8 protein-coding genes and 1 tRNA gene are annotated in these 13,237 nt (G+C 54.3%); 1 reads left to right on the forward strand and 8 read right to left on the reverse strand.

Annotation, left to right across the window (positions count from 1 at the left end; all coding sequences use genetic code 11):
* Positions 1–605 precede the first annotated feature (605 nt).
* From BJ917_RS07130 to BJ917_RS07165, 7 genes are all read right to left on the reverse strand, one after another.
* On the reverse strand, positions 606–860 hold the full coding sequence (locus tag BJ917_RS07130; protein WP_121102822.1) for a hypothetical protein: 255 nt from the start codon (positions 858–860) through the stop codon (positions 606–608).
* Positions 861–1,204: 344 nt separating this feature from the next.
* Complete coding sequence (locus BJ917_RS07135) at positions 1,205–4,609, reverse strand: TM0106 family RecB-like putative nuclease (protein ID WP_121102824.1); 3,405 nt, start codon at positions 4,607–4,609, stop codon at positions 1,205–1,207.
* Between the two features lie 33 nt (positions 4,610–4,642).
* A complete protein-coding gene (locus BJ917_RS07140) occupies positions 4,643–6,160 on the reverse strand; it encodes a hypothetical protein (protein WP_121102826.1) in 1,518 nt (505 codons plus the stop codon).
* 351 nt (positions 6,161–6,511) lie between these two features.
* Positions 6,512–7,594, reverse strand: a complete 1,083-nt coding sequence (locus BJ917_RS07145) for a hypothetical protein (protein WP_372237687.1) — start codon at positions 7,592–7,594, stop codon at positions 6,512–6,514.
* A gap of 58 nt (positions 7,595–7,652) precedes the next feature.
* Positions 7,653–8,738, reverse strand: a complete 1,086-nt coding sequence (locus BJ917_RS07150) for a GTPase (protein ID WP_121102830.1) — start codon at positions 8,736–8,738, stop codon at positions 7,653–7,655.
* Positions 8,739–8,956: 218 nt separating this feature from the next.
* Positions 8,957–10,009, reverse strand: a complete 1,053-nt coding sequence (locus BJ917_RS07160) for an ADP-ribosylglycohydrolase family protein (RefSeq protein ID WP_121102834.1) — start codon at positions 10,007–10,009, stop codon at positions 8,957–8,959.
* An 11-nt stretch (positions 10,010–10,020) separates the two neighbouring features.
* Positions 10,021–10,275, reverse strand: a complete 255-nt coding sequence (locus tag BJ917_RS07165; RefSeq protein ID WP_121102836.1) for a hypothetical protein — start codon at positions 10,273–10,275, stop codon at positions 10,021–10,023.
* 119 nt (positions 10,276–10,394) lie between these two features.
* On the opposite strand from BJ917_RS07165, the gene BJ917_RS07170 reads away from it, so the two are divergent.
* Positions 10,395–11,267, forward strand: a complete 873-nt coding sequence (locus BJ917_RS07170; RefSeq protein ID WP_121102838.1) for a WYL domain-containing protein — start codon at positions 10,395–10,397, stop codon at positions 11,265–11,267.
* 1,842 nt (positions 11,268–13,109) lie between these two features.
* On the opposite strand, the gene BJ917_RS07175 is transcribed toward BJ917_RS07170, so the two are convergent.
* Positions 13,110–13,186 (reverse strand) — tRNA-Pro (locus tag BJ917_RS07175).
* Positions 13,187–13,237 lie beyond the last annotated feature (51 nt).

Consider the following 13,237-nt stretch of genomic DNA (forward strand, 5'->3'; position numbering starts at 1 on the left):
GGCGGACTATCCGCATGATTGTCAGTTTCATCGTTACACATCGCGTACCTCTCACTTGGATAGGACTTCAGCCGAACGGTCGCAACAGCTTGGCCTTGAAAATTTCCAGTCCCGTAGCAGGCCGGACATCCAGGTCGACGTGCTGGCATGAAGGACAAGCCGAAAACCAATCTTTGCCCTCACGCAGCGCATCGCTGGGCGGCACCGTTGTGGTACGCCAGTGGCATTGGGGGCAGGTGAAGGTGAAAGGATGGGGTGGCCAGGGCATTGGGATGACACCAGTTGGTGGTAGGGAAAAAGGGAGTGGTCGGCGCTGCCGGACTTTGTCAGGCCGAATCAGCGGCGCGTTTGGCCAGTTCCTGTTTCATTTCCATGTATTCACGGAAAAACTCATAGCCCTTCTTGGCGACGACGATGACGCCAACAATGGCGAACAGATTTTTCATGGCACGACCTCTTGAGGTTAACGGGTTTTTCAGCGATTCGGATCTGTGTAGCCATCGCTCGGTTTGCTGATGAGGCGAGCATGAGGAGTCAACGCGACGGGGAATGTCGTGATCGAGCAGGCAGCCTTCAAACCGCTCAAACCTGTCACGCCTGTTTCCTTACGCCGCTGGAGTCCATGCTTGCAACAACACCAGCTTTCTTTGCAACTGCTCGACATGCGCCTTTTCGGCTCTGAGGGCCGAACGCAGCTCACGGTTTTCCATTTCCCATATCCTTGCCTGATGGGTTGCAGTCTTGCACTCGTGAATCATCTGTCCGATGTCATGCAGCTTCAGGTACTGGACCAGCAGCACCAACGCGATGACACCCATCGCTAGCAAAGCGCCTGTCGAAATAACATCCGACATTGTCATGTCCACATCCTTTCGTGAGTTCGATTGATCTCGAAGACAATCAAATAATATGTAGACTTACACGACAGGTCCATAATGTTGACTTATACAGGTAAAGTTTTCGTACCAATAGAAACTGATGATCGAACGCTCTGTATCGGCATTTTCAGTCTTGAACACACCCACTGCCTTGATTTCAATGGGCGCCGGTGGCGGGCAATGACAAACGCTGGTCCGTGGGCAGAGCTGGTTTGAAAAACACAACGAAAGACATGACAAAAAAGATTACATATACACACAAAAGACATCACCCGAATAGGTGTCGGCAGTCACCCGAAAGCATGACTGCCCTCCCTAGAATCGCCCTAAGCAGTCCCGGGCACCTGGGGCGCGCCATCATTGACAGCCTTGCACAGCATGTTGACGAGGGCCATTTCAGCCGGCGTTTTGCAACGGATAGCCGTCAAGGCAGGACTTGCGACGATACAGGCCAGCGATTTGGCACGACTGACTGCGACGTTCAGCCGGTTCTTTGAGTAGAGAAACCCGATGTCGCGGGGCAGATAGTCTTCGTTTGACGTCGCCATCGAGACGATCACAATCTCCGCCTCCTGACCCTGAAACTTGTCCACCGTACCGACCCGGGCACCCTCCGGGAGCAGACGCTTTATCAACTGAACCTGGAGGTTGTACGGCGCAACAACAAGAATGTTGTCCTTGCCGATCACCTGTTGCTCACCCTTTTTGTTCTGAAATGACTGCCCCAGGAAGTACTGATAGAGATCACGCACCACAGTCGCCTCCTCCTCGGAACGCTGGCTGTTGCCGTCATGAATGACCGGGCAAAACATCAGGCCGCTGTCGGGGATTTCAGGGTGCTGACCATCGAGCATCAGGACTTGTCGCTCATTGCCAGCAGCTGCCGACAGTTGTCCCTCATAGACAGCTTCAGACACGAATGAACAAACGGCCGGATGCATACGCCAACTCTGGGCAAGGAAGACTCCACGATCAGCCGGGATGGTCGCGGCACCATCAAGCAGATAGTCGAGAATCGAGTCACCGGAGCGACCCGGATGAGCACCCTTGATCGGTTGCGAAAGCTGCATTTGATCGCCCATCAGGACGATGTTGCGTGCCGACATACCCATCGCGATCAGGTTCGCCACACTCACCTGCCCTGCCTCGTCGATAAACAGGTAATCCAGCTCGTCGGTAAAGGTTTCATCGGCAAACAGCCAGGCCGTTCCGGCGATCAGCGAAACCTGATCATTCCAGGCGGCGAGGAATTGCTTTTTGTTTTCGATGGACCGGATGCAGCGCCCGTCAAACTCCGACTCGGTGTCCTTGGAGCACTTTTTCAGCCCGTTGAACTGCAAACCCGCCTCATCTGCCCGGGTTTCAATGGCCGACAACAGATTGTTGATCGCGTGATGGGAGTTGGAGGTTATGCCAATGCGCTTTCCGGTGCGTAGCAAATCGACGATCACATGCGATCCGGTATAGGTTTTCCCGGCCCCCGGCGGTCCCTGAATGAACAACGTACTGTCAGTAAGATTGCGAACGGTTTGCTTGATGGCATCGAGCGGCGGCAACTGCGCGGCCAGCAGGTCATCTCCTGGATTGACGCCAACCACGGAGGGCGCTCGACGATGCAGAAAATCGTCCAGCGCCTTGAACCCGCCGCCTCCCGTCATGACGCTATCGGCATAACGAAACAGAGCATCGCGCATTACCGATGAGTCAATCGGGCCACCCGGTCCCATATCAAAAACAGCGCCTGAAGCTGGCTCTTGTGTGGCCTTGAAGGTCGCCAGCCGGTTCTCGACATCAAGCTGGTGCAGATTGATACGACCCAGCGTTTCGATCACGACGCCTTCGGAGCCGGTACGAAGCTTGGTCTCTTGTTCGGGAAAGTGATACTGGTAGAGGAAGGATCGTTTCTCGGGTACAGGTGGCTGATGGGTACGCTCGAGACCCGCCAGACTTTCGATGTCATCCATGAGCTCGTCACGTGACATATCCTGGCGCTGAAACATGTCCCACCAGACCGGCTTATCGGCACGCCGATGAAAATCCAGCAACTGGAAAACCATCTCTTTGGCGCGGGTATTCTCATCCCACTGCGCCTCATCTTCCGGGAGTTGCCCCAGTAACGCCTGGCGATAGCGCTGCAGGCGGTGCTCGATTTCGTTAACGCCAACGGCAACGGGCGCTTCAGCCGTATCCGCATCGGCAATACTCTTGCGTCCTGCCGTCGTCGGACGAATGTGCAGCAACCAGTTGCGCAGCAGGAACGTCGAGCGCACATCGTCTTCGTTATAACGCTCGATCTTCTCCAGATATTCTGAATCCCGGGTTTGTTTCCAGCGCTCATAAAACACGATGCTGGCGCCCGCACTGGTGACTTCACCATCGCGCTTGGGCATGTAGAAATGTTCGATGTACTTGATCGAGTAACTGGGCTCGGAGACCCGAATAGCCTCCCGCACCACCTTGTACAGATCGATCAACTTGCCGTTGCGCAACAGCCAGTCGACTTGCGCCTCGCGTGTGCCATGCTGGGTCATCAGGCGCTTGATGGCGGTCTCTTCATAACTGGCGTAGTGGTAGATATGCGCGCCCGGGAAACGCTGCAGATGAGCCATCAGAAAATCAATGAAACGTTCGAACGCCAGTTTTTCCTCTGCTCGCGAATGCGCCCAGAAAGCTTCGAAACGCCGCTCTCCGGCTTCGTCGATATACAGACCGAACAGATACTCAAGGCCGCCCTCCTCCAGCGGATCCCCTTCCATATCGAAGAATAGATCGCCCTCGACCGGCTCAGGCATACGGGCAAACCCGCGATTGAAGGCTGTCGCGGGCAGTAGCTCATACAGCGGTTTTTCGCTTGAACGCCCTTGAAACTGCAAACGTGCCTGATGTCGCAACTTATCCAGGGCATCATGGGAAAGCTTGGGCACCCGTAGCTCAGCTTCGCTCTGCGCCAGTTGCGTCAATGTGGTCACACCAACTGATCGCAGCTTGTTGATCTGGGTCTTGCTGATGTTGGCGACAAAGGTCAGATGATCATCGTCAATGCGTTGCTGTTTGCAGCGCTCGCGCCAGGAGCAGAAGCCGCAATGGGCGCAGGGTTCCGGGTAGGTTGACGCGGCCGGAGTGTTATCTACGAAGGCTTCGAAACGTTGCACGACCTGCTCGAAGTAATCCGCGTAATCAGCGACGCGAAATGAATGCTCAGTCATTGCCGAATCACCCAACACCACGTGCATGTGCTGCGCAGCCATGCCCTGGATAGGGATCAGCATTCGCGAGTAAAGCGCCATCTGCACAATGAACTTGGCTTTCGGACTTTTCGCCAGCTTGGTGTCGATAACCTCATAGCTGTAGTCGCCCAATGTGGAAGGAACGGCAACCTTGCGCAAAAAATCAGCGTGACCGATGTAGTTACCTTCCTGCAGCGCGCCTTGAAAAATCAGGTCGACACCCGCCTGCATGGCTTTGATCGTTTGTTCAACTTTTTCCGCGAAGCTTTTTTCCCCACCTTCGGCGATATCGACCACATCACCATGCACTTGGCGCAAATGGTTGAGGTACGCGGCCTCATGCTCAAGGCCTTTTTGCTGAATCAGCCGGTTTTCATCACTCTCGACCACTTTCTCCATAGGAGAGACGAGGTGCTGAAGGTCCAGCGAGGTCAGGTGCTGGCACTCGAGAAAGTTGCAGATATCGGAGGCGGAGTAGAGACGAGTGCCACTTTTCAGCTGCATGGTGATGTCCTTTTCAGAATGATGTGCGGTCGATCAGAGCTCGAGCTCTGTGGCAAAAAAACGGTCAAACAGCTCAGTGGGTTGAAAGGTGTCGTCCAGCAAGCCGAAGTGTTTACCGACGCCTCGGCCGACATTCATCAGCGTATTGGCGGAGTGCTTCTTACCGGCGAATCCACAGTCGATCAAATACGCAACTCGCTCATCGGCACTCATCCCCATGCGATAGAGTTGGCCGGTGAGATAAACGTCGACCAGGCATACGCTTTCCCGCTCATCCCCGACAGTGAACGTGTCGAGAACCTCGACACAGCGCACCGCGCACAAACCACGCTCACCACCAGCAACGATCTGCTCCAGTGCCGTCATTGGCCGCTGGAACAGATCGAACTCACCGCTGGCGAAGGGGAAGCAATAACCTGCGGCAGACTCGGTTGTTAATGGCTTTTTGTTGGGGCGGGCCGGTTTCGCCACCAGCCAGCGAACAAACTCGTTCTTGTTGTCAGCAGCCCCACTGTTTTTGAACGCGAGGTAGTCCTGCAGAACCTGGGTAAAAGGATGCCCGGTCGGTACCCAGCCACGACCACTGATCGACTCGCGCTCATCGTCTGCATCGTCTTGCACATCGTCGCTCAAGGAGCTACTTGCAGAACGCGGCGTCGATTTGAACGCCTCTGGCACACCAAAACACCGCAAGTCATAACCCAGCATGAACAAGCTGGCCTCAAACGCATGGCAACGCGCAGGCAATGTCCCTTGGTCTGCAAACCAGCCTGGACGCTCTTCCAGCACCGCTCGAATGATCCAGCCCAGGCGCACCTGCCACTTGGCCCAGTCCTCGTAGGCGTTCGCTCCAAACTGAGGGGCGGAAATACAATCTTTAAAATCTCCGGGATTTCGCAACTGACTGCCACGCGCAGCTCCCGACGGGAAGGCCAGCAACGGTTTTCCCTTCTGGGTGCACTGTTGGCGGAACAAGGAGTACAACATGGCGATCGCAGCGCCTACGCGGCTGTCATAGATGGGTGACCCCGACGTATCGAACAAGGCGTGAATTTTGGTCAGACCGGCATCGAAACGCTCAACGCTGCTGGCATCGAGATCGTTCAGGTCGTTGTTGCCGTCGAGCGACATGCGCCCGGCCATCCGCTGAAGATAGCTCGTCAGCTCGCCTTTTGCGGCCAGCCGGTGCAAGAACGCAATGGCACCACGTACGCCACCCCAACGAAGAATCTGCAAACAGGCTTGTAGCGTGTGTTGGTCATTACCCGCGTTGACCGCACTGGTCAGCCACTCGCGCAATTGTCCGAGGGAGCGCCGGGTTTCGACCCATGTTTGTGAATCCACCGTTCCGTGGTCGCTGTCTTGCCAGTTTGCCTTCCAGTGATAGTGCTGAATGACTTGCTCGAAACCCTGCACTTCGGCCGTTAAACCGCCGGGCACGAACTTACTGGATTTGAAGTTCAGCTTGAAGGTGAGCTGCGGCAAATGCTCCACCAGCCACGCGACAAAAGACTCGACTTCAGGTTGTGCCAGGAACTGGTCGCGCTTCATGCAGGTCGCCTTGTGGGTAGTGTCGAATGGCCACACCCTAAGTAAAAGAACAGGCTACGTCCACGGTGATTACCCATACAGGTAAACAAATGGAGCAGGTTTTGTCGGCTGAGGTCGTCGCGTTGGCATCACACCAGCATTTTGCCTCCTGATATGTAATGTTCTTAGACAGACCTAATACGTTTACGCACCGCCCAATACCTCAAGAATCGGCGGCCCAGGGACTATCAAGCGCTCAATGTGTCGCGTGTACAAAGTCTGCTCAACTGGCTTTGGCAGTCGACATTATGTCGCTGGATTGAAATCGAAGGCGCAGCCAAGCAGCGGGCGCCGCTTGGCTTTTTGATGGGTCTAGGCTTGAGTTGCCATGGTCGGAAGCGCGAGAACTCGCCCCAAGTAGCTGTCCAGCTTGCTGCTCACTTCAATACTGCGACTCTTGAAAAACGAAATTGCGTTATCAAGTTTCTCTGCAAGCTTGTCTCGATGCATGCCCTTCTTTGCCACGGCGTACACCACGTTCAAGATAGGTAATATTTGAAAGATTGTTTCTGTCAGGTTATCGGTCCAATCCCATTTCAACAGATCTGCTGCGATGATTTCACGGTCATAATCTCGCAACGTTTCACGATGGAACTGTTGGGCGCCAAATAGCACGCCCAATCCATTAAAAATAACCTGCGCCTCGCGGGTGACACCGACCATCCAACTCTTTAACTCCACCGCCATCTCTTTGGAGTTTGAAGCTGCAAACTCGGCCACCTTGGTGTGTACTTTAGAGTAATTGCTGAAAAATCCGGCTTCCTGATCATATAGTCTCAGAACTTTTTCTTTCCAATGATCAGCCCGAATATTGCAGCGCCTGAGAAACTGCGCTCGTATCTTGCCAATCAGGTTGGCCTTCACACTGGCCATGATGGCCTGTAGCAAAGCAGCATCCCCGAACGCCGTGGTCTCTCGACCATTCCTGAGCTTTTGCCCCAGGTTACTGACATCAACGATCGCGCCACATTTTGGCACCTTGCTCTGCAAATAATTACGAACGTCTCGTCTCTCGCTATCGGAAGCGATATCCGATTTTGTAAGGGCGAACACTACGTTAAACCCTTGCTCGATCAGCGGGTTGATGACTGCCTTGAACTCGTAATCCTCGACACGCGCGCCCTTGGCGCTGATGCAGTAGATGACTGTATGGAACCAATCGGTGATCTGTCCTTGATCCTCACGCTCATGTGCTTCCTTAATGATCAGTTCGCGCCAGGCTTCGGCTTTGTCAGCTTCGATGCCCCAACTGTCATGCACCACCATCTTGAAATCATTCAGAACAATCGGTGGGTATGGGTAAATTCCACAACCTTTTGCGTCAGCCGCCTTAGGCGTGACAGGTCGACCCGCACCCGCTTCGGCGATTTTTTTACCCCAAAGGTAATTCAGCAACGAAGACTTCCCGCACCCTGACTTACCCAAGATAAGAACGTTAATCTGAGACACGGCGTCAGCCCCCTTTCATCTTCGCTTTGATCAGCTCGGAAATCAGATTGCTGTCAAAGTATTCTGCAATGTCCTTGACTACGCCATTCAGATCATCCTCCACTACGCGCTCACACACTTCAGTCACGGCGTAACCTACTGCACCAGTAATGGCCGATGCGATCGAAGCATTAATGGCAGCACCTACGACACTTCCGCCCCCGGGAAGAAACTTGATGAGATTGCCTGCCAGACTGCGACCCAATTGCGCGATCAGCTGTGAAAAAATGCCACCGGCCGTAAGGGATTTAATGCTTGGCATGTTCCAGATAGAAGCCAGCCGCGCGATCATGGTGATTTGGTTGCCGACCAGGAGCGGAGCATCGGAGAAAGGGATCGGACTTGCCGCAATAGTCGCGGCACTCGCCACGTGCTGAGCAATGACCGTGTAGGACTGTTTGCGTTTGAGCTCAATTCCGCTCCTTGTAGAGCTGATAAAACCTTCCTTGAGCGATTCGTCCAGATGGTTGTGTGCCCATGTAATCAAAGGCTCCACGGTCAACCCCACCGAGGCATCGGTTGAGAACTCAAAGACTGTAACCTTGGGGCATTTGTCTTTGACCACGGCGATAAGAGTCTGGCTATCGTCCTCGGAAACTTGATCGACCTGCGTCATGATTACCGCAACTGGAATCTTGCTGGCGACAATCTCATTAATCGTTTTGATATCGATATCAAAAACGCGGTGGTTAGCGACACTGATGCAGTACCAGGCCAAGTGGACCTGATCATCCAGTTGTGGTGCTCTCGTTTTGACGAAGTCAACGACCTGTTCCTTGTATCGCTTCTGCGCCTCTTCGCCAGACTCATAACCTTCACTATCGAATATGCGAATCAGCTCATTTTCGTATTTTTCGATTCCTTTGGTTACAGGACTTCCAGCACCTACGCCCGCAAGCGCTTCACCAAACGTCGCATTCACCAAAGAGCTCTTACCTGCACCCGTCCCGCCTAAAACGAGAATGTTGGGCTTCTTGATTTTGTTGCGAGCATTTTTGAATTCGTTAGCGAACTTCTCGCTGAAATCTACATCATCCTTAAAACCGCTCATGCAAACACTCCTATGAAATAGCTTTGCCTACTGTATCGCCCAAAAAAATAGAAAGTTGAGCTCCGCATAAAAACAATCTTGATGACGCCGGGGAGGTTGAAAATGCCGTCCAATTTTTCTTGGAAAACACCCTGCAGTGGATCTTCTGAAAGAGGTCCGGGCTTTATGGGCATGGCCGTTCTCCAAAATTCAGATACGCACTTAATGGCTTGGCCCATTCAGCTCCCGGGGTATGCCCGCTCGATCAGTTCATCGAACTCCCCGCCATGACCACAGTAATCCCGAGGTATCCGTTCAATATCCTCAGCCACCTGCTCGATCACCCCACGTAACTCCAATCGCTTGTACCACCGCGAGGGGATCGCCGCTGCGCCATGCTGGATACCCAGCAGATGGCCAGCGATCAGCCCGGTGCTGTTACTGTCCCCATTGTGATTCACCGCATTGATGATGCCCTCTTCCAGGGTGTCGGCCGAAAGCGCACACCAAAGACCAATGGCCAAGGCTTCCTCCGCCAACCACCCGCCACCGAACTCGGCGATTCGCTGGGGTGTAGGGCGATAGCCTTCATAGAAGAAAAACAACACGCGTTCGAGCAGGCTGCGCGTTTGCTCCATACCCGCTTTTTGACCATGCCGGGCCAGGCTTGAAGTCACCGCATTTTCCAGACTGGGCCGGTGATCAATCAGGCGCTGGAGGATGTCAGCCAACAGACCCGCCGCAAGATAGCCGGTGGGATGTCCGTGAGTCAGGCGGGCGGATTGAGCCGCGTACTCGAAGGCGTTGGCGAAAAATGCACATGGCGCCACTCGCATTAACGCTCCGCTGCCCTTGCTGTTGTTTTCGGCATTTGCTCCCAGGTGCGAGCTGGCCTTGAGTGCGCTCAGGCTGGTGGCGCCAGGAGCACGGCGCGACCACAGCTCCGGCTCGGTGATCAACCAGCCATCGACGCTCACCGACATTGCCGATGGGTAGCCCTGGGTCATCAGCCAGCGCAGCAGTGAATGGTGAATGACACTGGGTACATGGCAAACCACACCAGAGCTGCCCCGCACAAAGGCACGCAACAGGCCTTCGGCGGTGAATAGCATCATCTGCGTATCGCCGGTAATGGCACCGGTAACGCCACGGACCGGGGTGAAATCGACAACCCCCTGAGGGCCGTATTTGGCCTCGATAGCAGGCCACTCGAGGAATTCCACCGAAGCGCCCAAAGCGTCGCCCACAGCGCCGCCAAGCAAGCATCCTTTGATTCCTTCCAGTCGGTTCATGTCCTTTCCCCTCACGCAACCGGCACCATCGCCAGCACAATTTCCAGCTTTCTCTGCAACTGTTCCACGTGCGCTTTTTCCGCCCGCAAGGCCGAGCGCAACTCTCGGTTTTCCATTTCCCGGATGCGCGCCCAACGGGCCGCCTTCCGATTGCCAAGCAGCAGGTGCCAGATTTCGCGCAACCGCAGGTACTGCATCAACAGCACCATAAAGATCAGCCCGATCGTCAGCAACGCACCTGTCGAGACCACGTCCGACATACTCATGTCCACTTCCTTCCGTGAGTTCAATTCATCTCTAAGACAGGCACACGATATGTCGCGTTAAATTACAGGTATAGAATGTAGACTTATACAGGTAAAGTATCCGCACACATGGAGGGGCTATGAAACGCAAACAATCTATCGAGCAGGTTCGCTGGGACCTGGCGCTTCGCTATCGTCTGATCGAGACCATTGCCTGGTGGGAAGGCCGGCTGACCACGGTGCACCTGATCCAGAGTTTCGGGATCAGTCGCCAGCAGGCGTCCAAGGACATCAACACCTACATCACTGAACATGCGCCCCGAAACTTGGCATATGACAAACAACTCAAGGGCTACGTGCCGAGCAAGCACTTCAAGCCGTTGTTCATCGACGACAGTGCCAGCGCCTATCTGCACCTGCTCTATCAGAACAACGAGCGGGCTCCGCACATCGAAGGCCTGGCCCTGGCCTATGCCCACACCAAGGTGCTGGAAGTTCCGGACCGAACGATTCGCCCAGAAATCCTGCGGCCCTTGCTCAAAGCCTGTCGAGAGAACATGCGCCTTGAAGTTGAATACGTGTCACTGGCCAACCCCGCCCCGGAAGGTCGGCTCATCGCACCACACACCCTGGTCTATTCCGGTATGCGTTGGCACGTACGAGCCTATTGCGAGAAGAACAATCAATACCGTGACTTCGTGCTGAGTCGATTGCGCGGCCAGCCTGAAGTGGATGGCAAATCCGAGAACGGGATTGATGGGGACGAAGTCTGGAATAACGAGGTAACGGTGATCATCGAGCCCGACTCGCGACTGACAGCCGCACAGAAGGCAATCATCGAAGCCGATTTCGGGATGCAGAACGGCCAACTGCTGATCCCTACGCGTCGGGCACTGGTGAAATATGTATTACAGCGTTATCAGATCGACCCGACAAAAATGGAGCCCCGGCCTGAAGCGCAGCAGATTGTGGTCAGGAACCTCACTGAGTTGGAGCCCTGGCTGTACAACTGATTTGAGCTGATGGGACTTTTTTGATGCAAAAGCAGTAATTGGCTGACCTGCGGCGATCGAATCCACTCATGCACGAGATTGACGTTGAGAGCGTTGGCTTAGAGCATTACCGAGCTATCGGAAGCCGTCGGCTGAACGACCTCGCAACGGGTATAGGGTTGGCATGGGTGATTGACAACCGTTGAGCAACAAAAAAGGGCTTACCTGCAAATGCACGCAAGCCCTTAGTTTTATGTGGATAACCGGATCTTGGGTCGAACCGGCAGGTTCAAGGAACGAGAGACTTTAAGGCTGGAGGCTACAGATCACTCTCGCGCTGCGACTGAACTTATTTCTTCCGCGAATAATTTGAACGTCTATCTGTAGGATTTGCATGACGGGGGTATTCACCCCCATGTTTACCCCTATGTGCGTTCGCAGCGGATTTGGCACCGGCCAGGACATTGTAAGAAATCCCGAGCTGACCGCTAGAAGCGCCGGCTGACGGATCTTTCGTAGGTCCAGCGGCATTCAATCGGTACCAACTACCTACAAAATGGTTTGTCATCAAAACAACAAGAAGTCAGTGAATTTGCGGTCTGTTTGGCACTTCGGTTTGGGCCCAAAACGTCGAATTTGGAGGTATGAGTCAGGCTCTCGGACGCGATGGTTTGATTCCAATTCGGCCGCTGGGCCTTGTGATCAAACGGGCTTCAGGAGGCCCACAGTCCGTCAGCAATCAATTCAAATTGATACGCCCTCCCCGCGCTCTGTTCCGTTTCCCTACCACACAATCGGAAGTCCGGCCTAAAGGTGCTTTCGCAGCTTCCGTTTGTCTTCAAAAGCACGGCCCGCGTGACGTACAGCCGGCATCGCGGATTCTGGATGGTGCCCTTTGAGAACGAAGAATCAGAACTGAGCTACCTGGGTTTAGCGCCGCGGAGCGGGTGAGGAAAATCGCCCCAATCGCCCGGAAACAGGGCGTGTGGCAAGGGTATCTGACATGCGGAAAAGCTGAGAAAAAAGAGAAGTATCAGACTAGATTGGTGCCAAAAGCAGCGCAAAAAAGAGCCAAAAGCGGCGTGAATTTATGTGAGTTCACAGCGAATTAGGCACGATCCAGGAGCTTGCAAGAAATCCCGAGCTAACCGCTAGAAGCGCCGGCTGACGGATCTTTCGTAGGTCCAGCGGCATTCAATCGGTGCCAACTACCTGCAAAATGGTTTGTGACCAAAACGGCAAGAAGTCAGGTGAATTGGTGGTCTGTTTGGCACTGCGGTTTGGGCCCAAAACGTCGAATTTGGAGGTATGAGTCAGGCTCTCGGACGCGAGGGTTTGATTCCAAATCGGCCGCTGGGTCTTGTGATCAAAGGGTCTTCAGGAGGCCCACAGTCCGTCAGCAATCAATTCAAATTGATACGCCCTCCCCGCGCTCTGTTCCGTTTCCCTAGCACACAATCGGAAGTCTGGCCTAAAGGTGCTTTCGCAGCTTCCGTTTGTCTTCAAAGGCACGGCCCGCGTGACGTACAGCCGGCATCGCGGATTCTGGATGGTGCCCTTTGAGAACGAAGAATCGGAACTGAGCTACCTGGGTTTAGCGCCGCGGAGCGGGTGAGGAAAATCGCCCCAATCGCCCGGAAACAGGGCGTGTGGCAAGGGTATCTGACATGCGAAAACGCTGAGAAAGGAAGAGAAATATAGGACTGGGTTGGTGCCAAAGGCAGCGCGAAAAAGGGCCAAAAGCGGCGTGAACTCACACGAAATCACCGGGTAGTTTTGCGCCAGTTTTGCGCGGGTTTTGCGCAGGCACAAAAAAGCCGATCTATCTGATCGGCTTAAGTGTCTGATTTTACTCAGTAATAATGGTCGGGACGGAGTGATTCGAACACTCGACCCCTAGCACCCCATGCTAGTGCGCTACCGGACTGCGCTACGCCCCGACTAGGCGTGTTACCTGTTCCTCTTCTCGAGGAACGCTCAAGAATATATCG

It is taken from the genome of Pseudomonas sp. WPR_5_2, from assembly GCF_003634475.1.
Classification (GTDB): domain Bacteria; phylum Pseudomonadota; class Gammaproteobacteria; order Pseudomonadales; family Pseudomonadaceae; genus Aquipseudomonas; species Aquipseudomonas izuensis.